14 protein-coding genes and 4 pseudogenes are annotated in these 20,322 nt (G+C 70.1%); 6 read left to right on the forward strand and 12 right to left on the reverse strand.

Annotated elements, in window-relative coordinates:
• Positions 1-183 precede the first annotated feature (183 nt).
• Positions 184-339: pseudogene (locus AOK15_RS43695) on the reverse strand (IS110 family transposase); the annotation flags it as partial.
• A 364-nt stretch (positions 340-703) separates the two neighbouring features.
• On the opposite strand from AOK15_RS43695, the pseudogene AOK15_RS45540 reads away from it, so the two are divergent.
• Positions 704-794: pseudogene (locus AOK15_RS45540) on the forward strand (IS5/IS1182 family transposase); the annotation flags it as partial.
• Positions 795-1,216: 422 nt separating this feature from the next.
• Here the strand turns inward: AOK15_RS45540 and AOK15_RS06555 are convergent.
• Positions 1,217-1,891, reverse strand: coding sequence for a lytic polysaccharide monooxygenase auxiliary activity family 9 protein (locus AOK15_RS06555; protein WP_478078806.1), 675 nt, complete (start codon positions 1,889-1,891; stop codon positions 1,217-1,219).
• Between the two features lie 206 nt (positions 1,892-2,097).
• On the opposite strand from AOK15_RS06555, the pseudogene AOK15_RS06560 reads away from it, so the two are divergent.
• A pseudogene (locus tag AOK15_RS06560) lies at positions 2,098-2,634 on the forward strand (IS701 family transposase); the annotation flags it as partial.
• 33 nt (positions 2,635-2,667) lie between these two features.
• On the opposite strand, the gene AOK15_RS06565 reads toward AOK15_RS06560, so the two are convergent.
• The 7 genes and pseudogenes from AOK15_RS06565 to AOK15_RS44870 form a co-directional block, all read right to left on the reverse strand.
• Positions 2,668-4,830, reverse strand: a complete 2,163-nt coding sequence (locus AOK15_RS06565; RefSeq protein WP_063798949.1) for a bifunctional serine/threonine-protein kinase/ABC transporter substrate-binding protein — start codon at positions 4,828-4,830, stop codon at positions 2,668-2,670.
• Between the two features lie 52 nt (positions 4,831-4,882).
• A pseudogene (locus AOK15_RS48745) lies at positions 4,883-7,150 on the reverse strand (bifunctional serine/threonine-protein kinase/ABC transporter substrate-binding protein); the annotation flags it as partial.
• The gene (locus AOK15_RS06575; protein ID WP_055513733.1) at positions 7,138-7,956 is read right to left on the reverse strand and encodes a hypothetical protein; all 819 of its coding nucleotides are present in this window, start codon (positions 7,954-7,956) and stop codon (positions 7,138-7,140) included. The gene AOK15_RS06575 and the pseudogene AOK15_RS48745, both read right to left, overlap by 13 nt.
• Before the next feature lie 150 nt (positions 7,957-8,106).
• Entirely contained in the window at positions 8,107-8,463 is a 357-nt protein-coding gene (locus AOK15_RS46565; protein ID WP_240508327.1) for a hypothetical protein, read from the reverse strand.
• Positions 8,464-8,817: 354 nt separating this feature from the next.
• Positions 8,818-10,032, reverse strand: coding sequence for an FAD-dependent oxidoreductase (locus AOK15_RS06585; RefSeq protein WP_055513775.1), 1,215 nt, complete (start codon positions 10,030-10,032; stop codon positions 8,818-8,820).
• 178 nt (positions 10,033-10,210) lie between these two features.
• Positions 10,211-10,441 (reverse strand): response regulator transcription factor, encoded by a 231-nt coding sequence (locus AOK15_RS48750; protein ID WP_079058337.1) that lies wholly within the window; start codon positions 10,439-10,441, stop codon positions 10,211-10,213.
• Positions 10,442-10,450: 9 nt separating this feature from the next.
• Complete coding sequence (locus AOK15_RS44870) at positions 10,451-10,786, reverse strand: hypothetical protein (RefSeq protein ID WP_157870175.1); 336 nt, start codon at positions 10,784-10,786, stop codon at positions 10,451-10,453.
• A gap of 365 nt (positions 10,787-11,151) precedes the next feature.
• Between AOK15_RS44870 and AOK15_RS06595 the strand changes: the two genes are divergently transcribed.
• Entirely contained in the window at positions 11,152-12,120 is a 969-nt protein-coding gene (locus AOK15_RS06595) for a TIGR01777 family oxidoreductase (RefSeq protein WP_055513739.1), read from the forward strand.
• A 366-nt stretch (positions 12,121-12,486) separates the two neighbouring features.
• Here AOK15_RS06595 and AOK15_RS06600 read toward each other — a convergent pair whose 3' ends face one another.
• Positions 12,487-13,821, reverse strand: coding sequence for a glycoside hydrolase family 68 protein (locus tag AOK15_RS06600; RefSeq protein ID WP_240508328.1), 1,335 nt, complete (start codon positions 13,819-13,821; stop codon positions 12,487-12,489).
• 439 nt (positions 13,822-14,260) lie between these two features.
• Entirely contained in the window at positions 14,261-14,665 is a 405-nt protein-coding gene (locus AOK15_RS06605) for a DUF6193 family natural product biosynthesis protein (protein WP_157870176.1), read from the reverse strand.
• A 307-nt stretch (positions 14,666-14,972) separates the two neighbouring features.
• Between AOK15_RS06605 and AOK15_RS06610 the strand changes: the two genes are divergently transcribed.
• Together AOK15_RS06610 and AOK15_RS06615 are read left to right on the forward strand one after the other, a co-directional pair.
• A complete protein-coding gene (locus tag AOK15_RS06610) occupies positions 14,973-16,994 on the forward strand; it encodes a LodA/GoxA family CTQ-dependent oxidase (RefSeq protein ID WP_055513745.1) in 2,022 nt (673 codons plus the stop codon).
• Complete coding sequence (locus AOK15_RS06615; protein ID WP_055513747.1) at positions 16,991-18,151, forward strand: NAD(P)/FAD-dependent oxidoreductase; 1,161 nt, start codon at positions 16,991-16,993, stop codon at positions 18,149-18,151. Before AOK15_RS06610 ends, AOK15_RS06615 begins: the two co-directional genes overlap by 4 nt.
• A gap of 466 nt (positions 18,152-18,617) precedes the next feature.
• Here AOK15_RS06615 and AOK15_RS45545 read toward each other — a convergent pair whose 3' ends face one another.
• Positions 18,618-18,758, reverse strand: a complete 141-nt coding sequence (locus AOK15_RS45545; RefSeq protein WP_167738793.1) for a hypothetical protein — start codon at positions 18,756-18,758, stop codon at positions 18,618-18,620.
• A 362-nt stretch (positions 18,759-19,120) separates the two neighbouring features.
• Here AOK15_RS45545 and AOK15_RS06620 point away from each other — a divergent pair, with 362 nt between their 5' ends.
• Positions 19,121-20,098, forward strand: a complete 978-nt coding sequence (locus tag AOK15_RS06620) for a phosphotransferase family protein (RefSeq protein WP_055513749.1) — start codon at positions 19,121-19,123, stop codon at positions 20,096-20,098.
• The last annotated feature ends 224 nt before the right edge of the window (positions 20,099-20,322 follow it).

The following is a 20,322-nucleotide window of genomic DNA, read 5'->3' on the forward strand; positions in this document are numbered from 1 at the left end:
GGACCCGCACCATCTGGCAGTACTGATACGTCCCGGCTTCGTCAGGGCCGCTTGCCACCCTCCCCGGCACCTCCCGGGTCGGGCTGCCCTCAGCTTCAACCGCCCTGCTGCGACAGGACGGCGGTGGCGTCCTTTCACCGCCACTCGAACAACTCGCGCTTCACGGCGCACCTACGTCTTTCGTCAAGCAAGCCGTGGGGTTCTGGGTTCGTAGAAGGTTCCGTCGTGGAGCATGGCGAACAGGACGCTGATGCGGTGGCGGGCGAGTCGGAGGAGGGCTTGGGTGTGGGTTTTGCCGCGGGCTCGGCAGCGGTCGTAGTAGCTGCGGGAGGCGGGGTCGCCAGGAGGACTGCGGCGGTCCTGACGCCGATGCCGGGCATCGAGGTACGGTGCCGAACTTGGCCCTGAGTCTGTCGAAGACCTTCTTCCCGGCCGGGGTCAGGCCGTGACCGTGATGCGTGTGCTTGCCGACGTCCAGGCCCAGGAATACGCCCACCCCGTCGATGCGTGCCGGCCCGGAGGTCGGGAGCCGTTCTCGCGCATCCACGTTATGCAGACCTGCCGCCCGCGGACGGCCGGTCATTGCGCCCGGCCGGGCGGTGGTCGGACCTCTGATCAGCGTCTCCGACGGCACCCCTCGGGCCCGGCGACACCACCCCAGGCCATTCGTTCCAATGCCGTTGCTTTTGAGGCTGTCGGCCTCGAGCGTCGGATCCGGCATCCGGGTCGCAAGCGGCATCCGGACCGGCTGGTGTTCCAGGGCATTCTGTTCGTCCTGCACACCGGGATCGCCGGCTCACGGCGACGCCGAGGGAACCCGAGCGCGGATCGAGGCCCTGCTGCTGCACCGGCACATGACGCACGATCACGTGGTGTCCGGCATCGCCGCCGCCCTGAAGGCCAGAGCTCTGACCGTGGACGTGGTAGCGCTGGAGGCCCGCAAGGCTGCCGACGCCGACCACCCCACCGCCGACGGAAGTCGGGCGTCCCACCACGGATCTCCGTGCCGACGAGACATCCCGTTCGAAGTCCTGGCGGATCCTCGGCAGTTGAGCCCGACCACCCACGATCTCCGACAGGGTCGTGTGAGGTACACAGGAAACCCCGTCGGGGCAGGGTGACCACATGGGGACCCTGCCCCGACGGGGCTCGGTCGGCCGGGCGACGGGTTACCGGCGCCCGGCGGAAGCCGGTGCCGCGTGCGGTGCTTTGCGACTCAGGCGAAGTTCACGTCGCTGCACCACATGTAGGCCTGGTCGAGGTGCGAGGCCTGCCAGATCACGAACAGGATGTGGTGCCCGGTGTAGCCGGATGTCCGGACGGGGAACGTGATGTTCTGTGACGGAGCGAAGCGGCCGGTCTGCGTGATGAAGTCGAGGTTGCCCCAGCCCAGGGTCTGGGTCTTGGGGTTGAAGCCCTGCTTGCTCACGTAGACCTTGAAGTAGTCGGCACCGTGGGATGCCTGGTCGTACAACTGGACCGAGAAGTTGTTGCCGATGGTGTTGGTCTTCCACGGTCCGGGCTTGTCCAGGCTGGCGTTCCTCGACAGGTTGTTGCTGCAGAGTGTCCCGTCGGGGGTCCGCGCCTGGAACTGGCCTCCGAGGCCGTCGCGGAGCGCGCTCATCCAGTTCCACATGGTGTCGGAGTTGGCCTGGAAGGCCTGCCAGCACATGGGATCTTGGGTCTGCATGGCCGGGTTCGTGTGGTTGTTGCCCCACGTCTTCCAGCACTGGTACGCGCGGGTGGCGGGGCCGACGACGGTGCCGTGAGCCTGAGCGGGGGTCGACCATGCAAGGGCACCGACGACCACGGCGAACAGCATGACGATCGCCCGGAGAGGCCGACGGAGGGACGCCCGCGAACGCCCGGTCAACGGACTCTTTTTGCGCATGTGGGGGGACTCCTTCCAGTTGCGAGACTGTCATGGGAGCGCTCCCAAGGTGAGGTCTTCTGAGTGAGATGTCAATGAAGCAGACGGAGTTGATTACAGGAGTGGGTGGCGACCAGGAGATCTACCGTGAGCCGGGAGTCAAAATCGTTCGCCGGACCGGACCACGAGGATGCGGCATGGACCGGTGCGCCTGCTGGCGAGGCCAGATGCGCCGCATGCCGGAGGAGACCGGCCTGGGATATGTGCTCGCGGTCCCCAAGTCTCAGCAGGTGCCGCACTTCGGACGCATCGATCACCTCTTCCTTCAGGCACCGGCCGAAGCCTGGGAGCGACGTTCGTGCGGTGACGGCGCGAAGGGTCCGCGCGTCTACCACTGGGCCGCCCTGCAGATCACATCCATCGAGGACTTCGACGGCGAGATGCCCACCCACCAACGGTGGGCACTGGCACGGCGCAGTATCAGCAAGCCCGAGGAGATCGCCTACTACCTCGCCTACGCACCGCTGGAGACGACAGTCGAGCACCTGGTGCGCGTCGCGGGGATGCGCTGGGCCATCGAGGAAGCCTTCCAGGCCACGAAGAACGAATGCGGCCTCGACCAGTACGAAATCCGCCGCTACACCGGCTGGATGCGGCACATCACCTGCCACTACCGGCGGCGGCTGCACACGATCGAGGCGGCAACCCGGGAAAGCGAACACAGGCCGGACCCCAACCACTACACTCACCCAAACTGCCCCTGAACAGGGAAAAGGCCGAGGGCGCGAACGGCGGGCTCAGGCGGTGGCGTCCCGGTAGTCGCCCAGGCAGCGGAAGGCGCCCGCCGTCGCCCGGAACAGGTACATCGCGTCCGTGTAGCGGTAGGTGGACGGGTCGTAGTGGAGCCTCTTGGTGATGCCCCGGTAGTCGGTCTCCCGCAACCGGCCGGTGATCGCGGCCCGTTCGGCGTGCGACGCGCCGAGGTCCGTCATGGCGCGGGCGACGAAGAGCGTCGCGTCGTGGGCCTCGGCGGAGTACCACGGCGGGGCGGACCCGAAGCGCGTCCGGTAGGTGGTGACGAACGACTTCGCGGCCTTCACCCGGGTCGGATCGAGGAAGGCGGTGGCGAACACCCAGCCCTGGGCGGCCTCGCCGGCCGAGGTGAGGAAGCGGGCGTCGAGGGCGCGCTGGGTGGCCAGCCTCGCGCCGGAGTAGCCCGCGGAGCGCAGTGCCCGGGCCAGCCGTGCGGCCCGGGGGTAGCCGCCGCCGAACACCACCGCGTCGGCTCCCCCTTCCGTCACCGACGTCGCGAGGGCGCGGAAAGCGGTCGTATCGCCGTCGGCGGCGAGGGAGCGCCGGATCACGGTGCGCTGCCCGGAGCGCACGGCGTCGTCGATCCCCGAGCACAGACGCCAGCTGAAGTCGCCCTCGGCGGCGTCGTCGATCAGCACCGTCCTGCGGGCCTCCAGGGTGCGCACGAGGTACGCGACGAGCGGCGCCGCCAGGATCGCGTCGGCGGGGCGGGTGGCCGCGTAGACCCGGTAGGTGGTCGGGGAGACCTCGTCGAGTCCGACCGACACCGTGACCATCGGCAGCCGTGCCTCCTGGTAGAGGCCGAGGGTGGCCTTGGCGCAGGCGTCGGTGGTCGGTCCGAGCACCGCGCGGACCCGGCCGTCGGCCGCCAACTGCCGGGCGATCCGCGCGGCACGAGTGGCGCTGCCCTTGTCGTCGTGCACCTGGAGCACCAGGTCGAAGCCACGTCCGGTACGCGAGTTGAGGTGGTCGACGGCGAGCCGGGCACCGTTCTCCTGGGCCAGGCCGACCGCTTTGTGAGCGCCGCTCAGGTCGGCGTGCAGGGCGACGACCAGTCGTGGCAGTCGGCTCGTCCGGCTCCGGGCCGAGCTGCCGCCGGGGCCTCGTGCCGTCCACCAGGCCGCTGTGCCGCCTGCCGTCAGGACCCCGGCGGCCGAGCCGAGGACCAGGAAGCGTCGACGCGTCGATCCACTGCCGCCTGCGGAAACCGTGTCGACCGCGGTCGTCGCCGCGGACGCCGTGGACACCTCGGTCGCCTCGAGGGCGGGCAGCGCGAGCACGGCCGCCGAACGGCGCGCGATCAGCCGGGTCAGGGGCTCCGGCAGCCAGTCACCGCCCTCGCCCGCATCGTCCAGGGCCCGCCGCAGTTCGGCCACGCCCGGCCGCGAACCGGGCTCCTTCGCCAGACAGCCCCGCAGCAGCGGCAGCAACGACGCGGGTACGCCGTCCAGTTCGGGACCGTCGTGGACCGTGCGCAGCAGCGTCTCGGCCACGGAGCCCGACCCGAAGGGGCGCCGACCCGTCAGCGTGTACGCCAGTAGACAGCCGAGCGAGAAGACGTCGCTGGCGGGACCGATCTCCCGGCCGCGGCCCTGGGCCTGCTCGGGAGAGAGGAACCCCGGGGAGCCGACCACCATGCCGCTCGCGGTGAGCGCGGTGTCCTCCGGCATCCGGGCGATACCGAAGTCGATCATCCGGGGGCCGTCGACCGCGAGCAGCACATTGGCGGGCTTGACGTCCCGGTGCACCAGACCCGCTCCGTGCACCGCGTCCAGCGCCTCGGCCAGCCGCGCCCCCAGCACGCGGACGCTCTCGTACGGCAGCGGGCCGCATTCCTCCACCGCCTCGTCCAGCGCGGGTCCCGGCACGAACGCCGTGGCCAGCCACGGGGGCTCCGCGTCCGGGTCGGCATCGAGCAGTGGTACCACCCAGGGGCTCACGACCCGGCCCGCCGTCTCCACCTCACGGCGGAAACGTGCTCGGAACCCCGCGTCGTCGGCGTGCGCCGCGCGGATCACCTTCACCGCGGCGAGCGCGCCGCCGGGTGAGCGTGCCAGGTACACGACGCCCATGCCGCCGGCGCCGAGCCGGCGCAGTAGCCGGTGGCCCGCGATCCGGGCCGGGTCGGCGCCGCGCAATGGCTCCATCAACGCCCCCTCGAATGAACGCCCGAGCTCACCGACTGAGCGCTTACGGCCATCAGGTGGACACCTGAGACGGGGCCAGGCCCTGATAGGCGAACCGGCCGCTCTCGACCGTCCACAGGTAGACCCCGCTGCCGTCGATCACCAGCGCCCCGGTCGCCTTGTCGAACGCGAAGTTCCGGGCGATCCCCTGGTACGACCCCGCTCGCAGCGCCGTCGTCAGGTTCGGCCGGGTGCGGCTCCCGACGCCCAGCGACCGCAGCGTTTTCACGGCGAACTGCGCCACGTCGTACGTCTCCACGGCGTAGCGCTCCGGCTCCGCCCCGAACAGCTCGCGGTGGGCGGCCCGGAACGCCTTCGCCTCGGGCGCCACGGTGGCGTCCATGGCCGGGGCGACGATCGCCCAGCCGTCGGCCGCGTCGCCCGCCGCGGACAGGAACCGGGCGTCGAGCACCCCTTGGGCGGCGGCCCTGGCTCCCGGGAAGTCACGGCGGTGCAGTTCCCGGGCCAGCAGCGCGGCCCGCTCGTGATGGCCGGCGAAGACCACCGAGTCGGCGCCCCCGGCCAGCAGGGCGTCCAGTGTCGGCCCGAAGTCGGTGCGCAGCGCGCTGACCACCTTGGGCACGGCCGGCAGCGGCACCTTGCGCAGGATGTTGGCGAGGGTGCTGCTGATCTCCCAGCCGTAGGCGTCCGCCGCCCGGTCGTCGACGATCCCGACCGTGCGCGACTTCGCCGTACCGCGCAGGTAGGCGTCCAGATAGAACGGCAGGATCGTGTCCGTCACCCGGGCGTGCAGGAAGGAGCGGCTGCCCATCACCTGGAGCGCGGTGGCGCCGGGTGTCACCGCGATCAGCGGCAGCGACGCGGCGTCGTACGTCGCCAGCGAGGCCAGGGCGGTGGCGTCCGTGGTGGGACCGATCACCGCCAGCACGGAGCGGTCGGCGATGAGCTTCTTGGCCGCCGCGGGCGACCGCGCCGGATCGCCGCCGTCGTCCACCGTCTTCACGGCGAGCGAGAAGGGCGCGCCCGCACGGGAGTTGAACTCGTGGACGGCGAGCCGCAGTCCCCGTTCCTGGGCCCGGCCGACGTCCTTCTGGTCGCCCGTCAGATCGGCGTGCAGGCCGAGGGTGTAGAGAGGGTTGGAGTCCGCGGGCGTGGCGTCGGAGTCCTCGCTGCGGTCACGGTCGAGCGCCGACCACGTGGCCAGTCCGCCGCCGACCGCGACAACCGCCGTGGCCCCGGCCAGGAGCAGGAACCGGCGTCTGCCGAGGACACGGCCGGCAGGACTCGCCGCCGCGGTGTCCGTCGAGGCGGTGTCCGCGACCCCGGGGCCGACCTCGGTGTCGTCGATCGCGGGCAACGCGAGCCCGGCGGCCGATCGTTCGGCGATCAGCCGGACCAACGGCTGCGGCAGCCAGGCCTCTTCGCCGGTCGGCCCCGCCTCGTCACCCGCCACCTCGGGACGTACGGCCCGCAGGGCCTCCCGCGGATCGGCGGGAGAGGCCGGCGGGGTGTCCGTGAAGGTCGCCTTCAACTCCTCTGCCGTGGGCCGGAGTCCAGGATCCTTCTCCAGGCAGTCGGCCACCAAGCGGGCGAGCCCCGCCGGAACACCGTCGAGGTCGGGCGCGTCGTGCACCGTCCGATACAGCAGCGCGTCGAGCGACCCGGTACCGAACGGAGGCCGGCCGGTGGCGGCGAAAGCCAGCACACACCCCAGCGAGAAGACGTCGCCGGCCGCTCCGGGAATCCCCGTGCCCCGCGCCTGCTCCGGCGGCAGGAACCCGGGCGTACCGACCACGACACCGGTCGAGGTGAGCCCTGGTTCCTCGGTATCGCGGGCGATACCGAAGTCGATCAGCCGCGGCCCGTCGAGGGCCAGCAGCACATTGCCGGGTTTGACGTCCCGGTGGACGAGTCCGGCCGCGTGGATCTCTTGCAGCGCCTCGGCGAGCCGCTCCCCCAGCACCCGCAGACCGCGTACCGGCAGCGGGCCGTGCTCGGCGACGGCCTCGCCGAGCGAGGGGCCGGGGACGAACGCGGTGGCGAGCCAGGGCTGCGCCGCCTCGGGGTCCGCGTCAACCAGAGAAGCCACCCACGGGCTGGTCATGCGCCGAGCCGTCTCCACCTCACGCCGAAACCGCTCCCGGAAACCGGCGTCCTCGGCGTACTCGGCCTGAATCACCTTCAGCGCGAGGAGGGTTCCGCCGGCCGAGCGGGCCAGGTACACCACACCCATGCCGCCCGCGCCGAGCCGCCCGAGCAGCCGGTAGCCCGCCAGCTTGGCGGGATCGGAGGTACGCAGCGGCTCCATCACTTCCCCTTCAGCCGCTGCTCGATGCGCGTCAGCATCTTCGCCAGGGCCTTGCTGCCGAGTTCGTTCAGTTCCTGCTCGGTGTTCCCGGCGCCGCCGGTCACCGACACGGCCACGACGACCGTGCCCAGCCGGGCGACCATCCAGCGGTACGGCTGTCCGGCGCCGCCGTTCTCGGCGTATGTGCCGGCCTCCAGGACGGAGTCGTCGGCGTACTGCTGTTCACGGGCCCCGAAGGGGGTGCCCAGCGACATGAGACCCGTGATCCGCTCCGCCGACCGCGGCCGCTGCTCCGGGCAGCGCAACACCTCCTCCAGGGTGGTGCTCAACTGCTCGTCGGCGCCGAGGGCGGAGCCGTGCACGGTGGCCACGGCCGTCACCGTGACCGCGCCCCTGCCCCCAACGGCCGCCAGCCTGCTGTAGCGAGACGTGCTCGCCAGCACTCCACGGGGGAGCTTCTCCCGCTCCCAGCGGCAGTCTTCGCCCAGGACGGCCCATGTCCCCGGGGTGCTCGCGGCCGGAGTCCGAGCGGCATAACCCCGTCCCCAGTCGACCGGGGCGAGCACGACGGCATCGGCCAGCCGACGCCCGTCCTTCGAGGTCTTGGGTACCAGGGAGGCATCCGGCGTGAAGACGGTGGAGGCGGCGGACGAGGCCCCCGACGGGGTGGCAGTGGTACTCGGCGAATCGCCGGCCGAGGCGGTGGCCGAAGAAGCTGAGGAAGGCGCCACCGCCGAAGTGTTCTCCCGCTCCGGTGCGTTGCCCGTCGCCTGGCCCGAACACCCCGTCAGCAGGGTTCCCGCCACCAGCAAGGTCACCCACCTTCCCCGTACCACACGGGCGTTGCCTGTCACTCAGTCCCCTCAACACCGATCACTCTGTCCGACACCCCGAACATAGGCGCGACTGGAGTGACGGCGCCTCAGTGAAACCACGTATCCGACTACGCATTCCGCGGAAACGTCCGCTCAGAGGGTCGGGAAGACCGCCGCGAAGAAGAACCACAGCAGTACGGCCCAGAAGACCGCCGCCGCCAGCGACACGAGCAGAGAGCTACGCCATCTCAGCACCAGGAACGGGAAGAGCGCCGGGAGCGCCCAGGAACCGGCCACCTCGATCGACATGCGGGCGGCCTGACTGAGGGTTTCCGCGTGCCCCGCGGAGATACGCCGCAACAGTCGCTGGGAGACGAAGCCGTACAGGCCGAAGACGATCGGAAAGAACCACAACGGAGTGATCGTGACCAGTTCGGACTCGTCGAGCTCGTTGAACATGACCAGATAGATGCAGGCGGCCCCCAGCACACCAGCGATGAGGGCAGTCACGTAGAGGGCGGTCAGAGCGGCCGGCTCCGCCGATGTGGCAGGCCCCGGAACAGGGCCGGGCGTGAGCACGGGCGAGGCGTACGGAACATCGGCAGCCGGAGCCGGGACCACCTGGTGGCAGTGGGGGCAGCGGACGTCCTGCCCGGCACGGTCGGCCGGAACCGAGATCAAGTGCCCGCACGAGGCATGGAATTCCGTTAGCTGACGGTTCACGCGTGGCCTTTCCTGTACCTGCGCCGATGCACGGCTCGTGAACCAGTCTCGTTGCCGCGTGCCTCCATCGCATCGGTGAAAACACGTAGTCCCTCACGTAGAGGTTGTCCCCCATAAGATATGCGCCGAACTCGGTAGTTGTCACAAAGGCAGCCTGTCGCGATGGATGCCACCGCCACCCGGGAGCCGGAAGCCGTTGAAGAGGTCGTCCATGCCCCGCAGGGCGAGCCGGGTGGGGGTGGCCCGGACCGCGAGGTCTCGGGCCGCCGCAGCGAGCGGGTTGCGCAGGGCTCCCAGGCGGCCGGCCCGACGGGCGCGGACGCGGACAGCGTTCGTCCGGTCGCGGCGGGCGGCGGTGTACACGGCGAGGGCGGCCGGGACGGAGTCCGTGCCGTCCCCGCCGTCCCCGCCGGGGAGCAGGTGGGCGAGGATCACCGCGTCCTCGATTGCCTGGCAGCCGCCCTGGCCGAGGTTGGGGGCCATGGCGTGGGCTGCGTCGCCCAGCCAGACGATCCGGCCGTGGTGCAGGCGAGGAAGCGGGGCGGCCAGGTCGTAGAGGTCGTTCTGGAGGACGTCGGTCTCGTCGAGGCGTTGGACGCGCTCCAGCAGGGCCGGGATCGGGTCGTGCCACGAGCCGAAACGGCGGCGGAGTTCGGCGCGGGAGTCGGCCGCCCGGGTGCCGGGCGGGACGAGCCCGGTGGCGTAGAGATACAGACGGCCGTCCGCGAGCGGGGTCACGCCGAACCGTCCGCCCCTTCCCCAGGTCTCGCTCATGGACGGTATCCGTAGGTCCGGAGCGTCCACGATGGTGCGCCAGGCCGTCTCGCCGATGTAGTGCAGTCCGGGGTGGTCGGGGAAGTACGCGCGGCGCAGCGGGCTGCGGATGCCGTCGGCGGCGACGACCAGGTCGGCGGACAGGTCCTGACCGGCCGCCGTACGGACGGTCGAGCGGCCCATGTCGTCGTCGACTTCCGTCACTTCGGTGCCGTAGCGAAGGGCCTTCGGCGGCAGGTCGGCAGCCAGGGCCGCGGTGAAGGCCGGACGCGGGACGGCGATCGGAGGCATGCCGTAGCGGGCAGCCATGTCCACGGTCTCGGCCCGGACGAGCCACCGGCCGTCGGAGCGGCGCACGCCCATCGTCACGGGGACGGCACTGCCGACGGCCCGGGCGGCGTCGACACCGATGGCCTCCAGAGCTCGCAGGGCGTTGGGGGCGAGGCCGATACCGGCGCCTGTCGTGGGAGGTTCGGGGGCACGTTCGCAGACGGTGACCCGCCAGCCGCGGCGGTGCAGTGCCACGGCGGCCGTGAGTCCACCGATTCCGGCTCCGACCACCACTGCATGATGCTTCGGCATGGCACCCCCGCCTCTGTTCGGTTCGAACACGCCCACGACACGCCCCGGCGCGGCCTGCACATTACACACCGGGACCACGGCGGTTCCTCGGGCATCACGCCGCCGTACCACCCCCGTTGACGCGGCACGGTCCGGTCGGCACAGGGCGAGAACCGCCCCGCCACGGAGCACGGGGTGGTCAGACACGGTCTCCGGGGGACCGTCCCGTCGCGAAGAACAGCGGTTCCCGGGCCGGTGCGGGCCGCTGTTCGAGGGCGGCGCGGGGCACGAGGCCCGCCAGCGCCGACCGGGACGGCAGTCCGGTCTTGCGGTGGATGGCCGACAGGTGGCTCTCGACCGTGCGGGTGCTGAGGAACAGCTTCGTCGCGATGGTCTGGTTGCTCAGCCCTTCCGCTACGAGATCGGCTATCTCCCTTTCTCAACCGGTCAGTTGGTCCAGCTCTGTCGGCGGTTCGCCCGAGGCGGCCTCCTCGACCTGCGGCCGCACCATCACGGCCAGGTCGGACAGCAGGCGTGCGCCGCCGTCGCCGAGGCGACGGTGGGCCCGTCTCCACAGGACGTCGGCGCCTCGGGTGTCTCCCGCGGCCTGTGCCTGGGGAGTGGCCAGGAGCAGTGCGTAAGCCTGCCAGAGCGTCGCACCCGAGGGCGCGTACTCCTGCGCAGCGCGTTCGAAGAGACGGGCCGCCTCGTGGGGGTCGACGCGGTGCTGGGCGAGCGCCGCCTGGGCTTGCGCGGTCGTGGTCGTGACAGGCATCCACCAGCCTGTGGCCGCGTTCGGGGCGAGCACCTCCAGAGCCTGCTCCTCGCAGCCCGGCCAGCAGCCGCGCCCACTCCTTGACGCAGAACCACTCCCCACGGCGGGCCCCGAACTCCACCTCGTCGGCATGGCCGAGATCGAGAAGCCGGGAGACGAGATGCGGCGGGATGCAGCCGGACTGTGTCCGGACCCGCTAGTCAAGGACCGATGTCCACAACGGCATACCGCAGCCCCACCTCCTGACAGCGCCGGCAACTCCCGTGCCTCACTCCAGGGCCGGCTCGGACCGTAGATTGCACCCATATTTTGAACGCGTTCAACTTCTTGGTCTAGGCTCACCCCAGACGAAGGAGAGGTAGCCGATGAAGATCGTGATTCCCGGGGGCACCGGACAGATCGGCGCGATCCTGAAGCGCGCACTCAACGCCGCCGGCCACGAGGTCGTGATTCTCACCAGACACCCCAGGCACGAGGGCGAGGTCCCATGGGACGGGCGGACCCTGGGACCGTGGACGGCGGCGGTGGACGGCAGCGACATCGTCATCAATCTGGCCGGACGCACCGTGAGTTGCCGGTACACGGCGGCCAATCTGCAGGACATGATGGATTCCAGGGTCGACTCCACCCGGGTCGTGGGCGCCGCCATCGCGGGTGCTTCCCGACCGCCCCGGATCTGGCTCCAGATGAGCACCGCCACGGTGTACGCGCACCGCACCGACGCCCCCAACGACGAGGCCACCGGTGTGATCGGCGGTACCGAACCGGGCGTGCCGGGCTACTGGGCGTACAGCGTCGAGATCGCCAAGGCCTGGGAGCAGGCTCAGCAGCAGGCCGAAACACCGGCCACACGCAAGGTCGCTCTGCGCTCGGCCATGGTGATGAGCCCGGATCCCGGCGGAGTCTTCGCCGTCCTGCTGGGACTGGCACGCCTGGGTCTCGGCGGCCCCGTCGCCGGTGGGACGCAGTACGTGTCGTGGATCCACGAACACGACTTCGTGCGCGCGGTGCAGTTCTTGATCGACCAGGAGGGCATCGCGGGGCCGGTGAACCTGTCGGCTCCCCATCCCCTGCCGCAGCGCGCATTCATGCGCACCCTGCGCTCCGCATGGGGTGTACCGGTGGGTCTCCCTGCGACCAGGTGGATGGCCGAGGTCGGCGCGTTCGCTCTGCGTTCCGACACCGAACTGCTGCTGAAGAGCCGCCGTGTCGTCCCGGGCCGGCTGACCCGGGCAGGCTTCGACTTTCAGTACGCAGGGTGGCCGCAGGCTGCGGATGAACTGGTGCGACGGGTACGCAAACGGGCAGAAGGCGGTTCGGTGGCACGGCGGTGAACGGATCCTGGATGGCTGCCGCGGCTGCCCCGTCGGGTCCTCGCCGACCTCGGCATCACGCAACCAAACACCCGGAGGGGGAAGAGGATGTCGCACAGCACCTTGCGGTCATCCGGCGCCACGGGAGAAGTCCGCACCAGAATCTCCCACCGCGCCAATCCCAGGCCCGCACACGCAGTCCACGACGACGACACGACGGCCCTGCGGGCCGTATGCCAATGATCGCTCTCCGCGCTTGGGGCGCTGAGTCCGCCGACGACCTCGCGACCCGTTCCCTGGAGGACGCCGATGATCCCGGCGGTCCTCCCGCCGTGGGGCCACGTAGGGCATGGCCGACCACGGCGGGCTGCTCGCGCTGCGGGTTGGTTACGGGATGAAGCCGTAGTCCAACTGCTTGATGAGCTTGGTTTTGTTGCCCTTCAGGGACACCACGAGTGTGCGTGCCAGGGTGCCGCCGAAGCGGGTTCCGCCGTCGGCGGTCGGGACCGTGTCGATGAAGCTCTCCACCAGCCCGTTGGGCATCACGTAGTGCGAGTACTGCTGCGTCGGGGCGTCCTCCGGGTTGCCCAGGACCAGTGCGCTGCCGTTGAGCGGCTTGTAGTCGCTGCGCAGGGACGGACCGACGAACCCGTAGAGGCCGTCCCAGCCGCTCAGCCCCGGCGCGAACGTGAACTTGTGGCTGATGGTGAACAGGTAGTACTTGCCGTTACGGATGACCAGGTGGGGCCGTTCGGTCTGCTGGTTGACGCAGTTGGCGGAGAGCAGCGGAGGTTGCAGCCGCCAGTTGCGCATGCTGCCGCTGTCAGCCGTGGCCAGCCCGATGTTGCCCGTGTAGTACTTCGCGTCCTCCGGCACCTCATGGCCGGCGGGGACGTCGCCTATGTCGCGTTCGGTGCACCGGTACGTGCCGGCGACACCGCCCGTATTGCCCTCGAACAAGAGGTGGATCTTGCGGTCCCGGGGGTCCCGGAAGACGAACGGGTCGCGGAAGGCGTAGATGATCGGGCCCGCCTGGGACTGCTCCAGGGTCTGGTACAGCTTGCCGTCGGCCTCGGCGATGATGCGGTGGTCCTTGAAGCCACTGAACCACACGCGGTTCTTGTTCGCGTGGATCTTGCCGGTCGCCTGGGCCAGACGCTGCAGGGCGTCGTTGGGGTCGACCCCACCGTTGTCGCGCCCGGAGGCGGTGTAGAAGGAGTACACCTTGTCGCCGACGAGCGCCGCCGAGCCGGCCCACTCCCGTGAGCCGAACGAGGTGCCGGGCTGGAACAGGTCACCGCCGTACTTCCAGCTCTTGGCGTCACGCGAGTAGAAGTAGCCGATCTTCGCATACCAGTGCCGGTCACCGAAGGGCACCGAGCGTGGAGCCGTCAGCGAGAAGATGACGTGCCAGCCCTTGTAGGTGGCGGTCCGTGTGGTGAGCTTGGTGAGCGGCCAGGTGTCCCACACCCACACCTTGTCGGTCATCACCGGGAAGTCCGGCGAGACGCGGGGGGCGGTGTTGGTCTTGTCCTGCCGGAGCTTCAACGCGTCCGCGCGGGACCAGACGGCGAAGTAGTCGTCGTCCGCGCTGTACTGCCGCGTTCCCGTCCGGGGTGAGGCCGGTCTGTCGGCGGAAGCAGGTGTCGCGACACCGCCCAGCAGCGCGATGGCCATCAAGCCCGTGGCCATCCGGATCAGCACTCTTCGTGCTCTGCGCATGCGTCGTCCTTCCAAGGGGGCGAATGGAACAGAACTGGAAGCGCTTGCGACTCGCGCTTACCCCCCTTCTCCTCTGACACTCCCTCAACTTTTGCCACTGGAAATGAACTTCTGGGTTCAGGAGTCAAGAGGACGTCTCAGGGGGTGAATGTCGTGGGGCGCAGGCTGCCTGCACCGCGGCAGGGTTCCTTATCGAGTGCACGCAGGATGTCGACCAGGTCCACCAGTCGCACGTCGGCGTCCGCGGCGACGCCGGCGCCCGTGACGGGACGGCTGCGGCCCGAGCGAGACGGAAGCCGGGACAGCGCCCGGGGATGGAGATCGCCCCCCCAGGGCGCTGTCTGGTTCGGGCGGGATGCCGCACGTAGTGAACCCTGACCGGGAACGATGCAGCGGACCACCCCGGCCCCGGGAACAGCGGCCGGACGGACTGTTTGACTCAGTTGAGCGGCTCGAGGTCGTCGGGCGTGCCGTCAAGAGCAGGGCCACAGCCCGGAGGGAGGTGCGAGGCCACGAGTTCCACGGCCTCATCGGCAGTAACAGCGCCACCGATCTGCTCCCGCCCCGAACCGCGCGGCTCGTGCAGCCGACGAACGGAGAAGTACCGTTCGCCGTCGTAGGGGAAGACAGAGGGCAGGTCTTGCGACCAAGGGAAGCGGGTGCACCGGCTGAACTGCAGTGATCCATGGGTGACCAACGGAAACAGAGCCCGGAGCGCGGGGTTTGCGTATGCGGCCTCTACCAGGGCTTTGTCGATAAAGGTGGCATCCATGTCCCTCACGACTTGCCACTGGGCTGCCACAGGGTCATCGGGTGCTGTCCCGAGTATGTGCTTCTCCACCATGCTCGGACATTAGCTGGCCTTGCAACGGCTGCTTCGAGGGTCGCCGTCCACCTTCCTCGCTGATGAGGGTCTGCTTCACCCGGGCCGGACTGTGCCGGGACGCCGACAGGGCCGTGAGCCCGATACCAGGTGCGGCCACGCGCCTCCGACCAGTTCGGAACTCGGAAGCCTAGGGTGACGGTTGACAGACAGTCACCCATGAACGGACGTTCGATGAGTTCCCACACTGGGCGGCTGACCGGCCGAAGTAGCGGGTTCTGCGGTGCAGACACCTTCCGCCCGGCCCCCCATAACGGAAGGTTCCTTGATGGACAGTCACATCGTGCAGGTGAAGATTCACCCTGCCATCGGTGTCGCCCGGGTCGGCAACAGCGTCGAAGCACCCTTCATCGGCCCGGAATCACCGGACCAGAAACCAGCGAGCCCCGGTTCCTACAAGGACGGTTCCGGGGCGCTGCGGAGGCAGGCCGCCCGGTTCCGTGTGTACGGCTACAACGCCGCGGGTGAGGTCGTACGGGAGCTGAAGCCGGGCACCGAGGGTGTCACCGAGATCCAGTGGACGGTTCATCTGGCCAACAAGAAGGCCGCCTGGTACCAGTTCCATCTGGCGCTGGACATCCCCGAGGGAAAGACGCTCGCGGCAGAGCAGTACGCCCGGCGCAACGCCGACGTCGTGGGCGCCGAGAGGAAGAAGCTGGTCAACGATCCCGGAAGCCGCACCGTCAACGGCTCCAAGACCGAGACGCAGAAGTTCGACACCGGCAAGATCATGGGCAAGGCGGTGTACCTCGGCGAGATCTCCACCCGTTCCGACGGCCGTCTGGTGGTGCTCGGCGGCCGGGGAAACTCCGCCTCCTACAACAACCAGCCGATCACCGGCGTCGCCAACAACAACACCTGGTACGACGACGTGTCCGACGGCCCGGTGACGGCGAAGGTCCGTATCGACGGCAAAGAACTGACCGCTGTCCCCGCCTGGGTCGTGGTGGGGCCTCCGCACTACGCCCCCGGCGTGAAGTCCATCCGTACCCTCTACGACCTGCTCTTCGACGTCTTCGTCCAGGCCGGTTCGCTGACCCGCCCGCAGCAGATCTCGTTCACCGATCACATCGAGCCGATCTTGCGCCGATTCTGCGATCTGCAGTGGGTCAACCAGGGTTTCGCGACACAGTTCGGCTGGAACGGCCCCCACTTCTTCATCTCGCCGGCGATGCGCAAGAGGCTCGCCGATCCGTCCAACCGGAACCGGGAACTGCGCCGCCAGACGTACGCCGCCCTGCGCGACTACGACCGGGACGGAAAGTCCCCGCTGCCGTGGCCGTGGCTCTACGGCGACGCCATGGCCAGCAAGCCCAAGTCCGTCCTCCAGCACCTGGCGCTGTCGCCGACCCAGGACTGGATGCTGCAGCGCTGGGCGGACGGAAAGTTCCAGACCGCACCCCTGCGGCAGCAGCGCCCCAAGGTCGACGACGCCCCTGCCGCCGAACAGCCCGGCCTACTGGACCGGGCGGCCCTGGAGAACTGCGCCGCCGACGCGTTCCACCCGGGATGCGAGGTCACCTGGCCGATCAGACACCCGAGCATGTTCAGTGAACCCTTCCGCATCCGGCACCGCGCCCCCGGCACCGCGGACGTCGACTTCGGGCCCACCCTCACCGCGCAGGAGGCGGTCGCCGACAATGGCCCCCTGCACGCGCAGGGGCCCGGAGACCTCACTCGCTGGATGGCCGCCCCCTGGCAGGCGGACACCGCGAGCTGCCGCTCCGGCTACGAGGTGCTGGCCAACCTGGGACCCCGGTACAGCCCCTACCTGCCGACCTTCTGGCCCGCCCAGGTACCCAACCACGTGCTCAAACTGGAGGACTTCGAGAAGGTCAACACGCCACCGACCGGGAACGACGACAGCGCCCGCGAGGAGGCCTTCGAGCGGCGGGCGACCTGGCTGCGCGGACTGAGCGGCACCATGAACCAGCAACGCACACAGATGATCAAGGACTGGCACAGACTCGGCGTCGTCGAGGTGCGCGACTACACCGTGGGCGACGGGAAGTTCCCCCAACAGATCCTGGTGGAGTCGCACCCGGGACAACCGCTCGATCAGGCACCGGACACGGCGAACCTCGTCAACCTGCAAGTGCCCGAGGCCGGCCCGCACATGCTGTCCGCGGCGGCGGGCGTCGGGCCCGAGGCAGGGCCCGCCTCCGAAACCGTCGAGGCCCGGGCCGCGGCACGCGTGGTCGGCGAAGCCGCCAGGGCCACCGGCTACCGTGAGGAAGAGATCACCGCCGGATACCTCGAGAAACTCGACCCCTTCCGCGAGGCGCGATGAGCACCGCACCCGCTCCCGGCACGGACACCTACGACGTCGTGGTGGCGGGCGGCGGCCCGGCCGGCTGCGCCGCCGCCCTCGTACTCGCCCGTGCCGGCCGCAGGGTTCTGCTGGCGGACGCCGGAACCGGACCGCCCAAGGTCGGTGAGACACTCGTGCCCGCCGCGCGGGTTCTGCTCGGCGACCTCGGCGTCGCCGACCGCGTCCTCGACTCCGGACACCTGCCCTGCTACGGCACCCTCTCAGCTTGGGGTTCGGCCGGCCTGCACGCCGTGGACTTCATCAACGACCCCCACGGCCACGGCTGGCACCTCGACCGGCAGCTGTTCGACCGGCAACTGCGCGACGCCTCCCGCGCGGCGGGCGCCGAGGTCACCGAAGGCTCGGCCGTACGCGAGCCAGCGCGGACACCCGAGGGCGGCTGGACCCTGGTCCTGCGCGGCGGCACCGGCACTGCCGGCACCCGGTCCGGCACCGCGCGCACGGTGCGCTGCCGCTGGGTGATCGACGCCACCGGCCGCGCCGCCGCGATCGCGGTCCGGTGCGGAGCTCGGCGGCAGATCGGGGACCGCCTCACAGCCCTGTACCTGCCACTGGAGCCGGACCCGCTGGACACCGACCGCCGCTCACTCGTCGAGTCCGACGAGGACGGCTGGTGGTACACCGCCCCACAGCCCTCCGGCAGGCGCCTGGTCACCTACTTCACCGACGCCGACCTGCCCGCCGCTTCCCACACCGCACACCACTTCATCCGCCGGATGTCGGCCACCCGCCACCTGTCCCGGCACGTTCCCCAGGACCGGCGGCCCCCACCCACGTCACCCACCGTGCCCCGCCGGGCCGCCGCCCACACAGCGCACCTGGACCAGGTGTACGCAGACGGCTGGACCGCCGCCGGGGACGCCGCGGCAGCCTTCGACCCGCTCTCCTCCCAAGGCGTACTGACCGCCCTGTACACCGGGCTCAGCGCTGGCCTGGCCGTCGACGCCCACCTGAACCGAGGCCCCTACGGCACGGACTCGGCCCTCACCTCCTACGCCGACAAGATCACCGCCACACGAGACGCCTACCTGCGCGGCCACCGCGTCATCCACACCCAGGAGTCCCGCTGGACTGACCGCCCTTTCTGGACGCGACGCCTGAGAGACCCCGGATGAGCCCACCCAGCGACCGCGTGCGCTCCGAGCATCCAACCCTGCCGCTGGCCCGCGAACGGTAAACGCCCGAGAACCTGCCGGCCACGCCCAGGCACGCGAGACTCTGTTCCCGGGGTGAACGAACGAAGACGTGCAGGAGCACACCGCCGACCAGGGCTGGAGGCCGTACGGCACTGGCCGCCCACACACCTTCGCGGCGGTGGGCGGCCAGGACCTCTGGGGGCGGGCTTTGGCGTTGCGCCAGCGCGCGTAGGTGTGCAGGGCGCGTAGGTGTGCAGCGCTCGGGGCTGAGTGGTGGGCACAAGCCGGAGAGTCGCGGACGCCCGCAAGCCTGGCCGCCCCGACGGCGCGCCGCCCGCAGCACCGGGCCCACCAAGGCCTTCGCCTTCCCGACGTGCTCGTGCCGTCGCTCTGGCGGCGGCGCGAACGAAGGGCTGGTGCTCTCCCTCCCTCGGTGTCGCCCCGTTCAGTGTGCCGTGGCTTGATCTGTCGGCGGACCGGTGTCCTCTGTGACCACTGGCTGCGGGAACAGATGTTCTTCGAAGGCGGTCACGCCGAAGAGCAGAGCCATCATCGCCACAGGCGTGAACAGGGCAAACAGGATCACAGGACCTCCCGGAAGGACGGTCTGTGGCACCTGGCGGGGCCAAGTCCAGAATGCGGCTATTCGGGGGATCGCGCACCCCGGACGCAGAGCGCCTGCCCGGGGCCGGCCGGTGTCGGCGCACCTGACTGGAGGGGAGGCGCGGCCACGGTGGTGGTGTTTCGTCGATCGAACGCCGACGGATGCGGACATGCCCAGGTGGCGGCCTTGCCCTTCGGGTCGGTACTTGGGAGGCGCACCCCCGGCCTGTCAGGCACGGAGAGTGTGCCTCCTTGCCAAGGACTCAGGCTCGAGTAGTGGCTCGCGTAGGGTTCCCCAGTTGCCGAGCTGAAAAGGTGGGTCTGGACGTGGCGCCTCGGGCAGGGATGCGGGACCAGTTGGCGGGGGCGGCCAGGGCCGCACTGGGTGGTGGTCGGAAGCTGGAGGCGGTGGAGCGGCTCACCGGCGGCACCACGAAGGGCGTGTACCGCCTCACGATGAACGATGCCACGACGGCGGTCGCCTATCTGTGGGAGAAGTCGGAGAACTACTGGCCGGTGGCTGAGGGCGACGGCGATCTCACCGACCCGTTCTCGCCCGGTGTCGGGCTCGACTTGTTCGAGGCAAGTCACGCGCGCCTGGCCTCGCTCGGCTTGCGGGTCCCCGAGGTCCACTTGGTCGACCGCGACCGCACTCATTACCCGGCCGACTTGGCGATCGTGGAGGACTTCCCCGGCGAGGACCTGATGGACCTGTTCCACCGCGACCCGCGCGCCGCAGAGCCGACGATGGATCGCCTCGCCGATGCCCTGGCGGTGATGCGACGCCATCGAGCGCCGTCGTTCGGCAAGGTGGCCCAAATCGACAAGGGGGGAAGGTCCCGGGCGGCGTCGTGTGAGGAGGCAGCGCTTGAGTTCGCGCTGCGCTGCCTCGCCGAGGCAACATCCCGTGACCAGAGGATCGCGGACGCTCACGGCAGGCTGGAGGAACGGCTGCGTGAACTCGCCGCGGCGGTGCGGCCACGTGCGGAGTACTCGGTTGTCCACGGCGAGCTGGGGCTGGATCACGTGCTGGTGGACCGGGACGGTAACCCGGTCGTCATCGATTTCGAGGAACTGCTGTACTTCGACGTCGAGTGGGAGCACGTGTTCCTGCGGCTCCGCCATTCCGAGGACCAATACCGGCGGTTGGCGGTGGAGGGCCTCGACGAGGACAGGCTGGCCCTTTATAAGCTCACCCAGCATCTGTCCCTGACGGCGGGGCCGCTTCGGCTGCTCGACGGAGACTTCCCCGACCGTGCGTTCATGCAGGGAATTGCCGAGCACCACTTGAACCAGGCGCTCGCGCTGGTCTCAGGGGGTTAGAGGTCACCTGGGTGATATACCGGGCTGTTTCGCCCAGCCGGTGCGGGGGCAGGTCCGTGATTGCTCTCAGCCACCCGGCGGCCGCCATGACCTGACCCGCCGAGCCCCTCCCCCGGGCCGCGCCGGCATCAAGTCCCGCGCACTTCACGGCAGTTACCGACACCGCGGCCCGTGGGTGGCCGGTGGGCACCGGGTGGGGCTGTACGCAGCCGGTCACGCCCACA

Source organism: Streptomyces ossamyceticus (assembly GCF_001418475.1).
GTDB classification, from domain to species: domain Bacteria; phylum Actinomycetota; class Actinomycetes; order Streptomycetales; family Streptomycetaceae; genus Streptomyces; species Streptomyces ossamyceticus.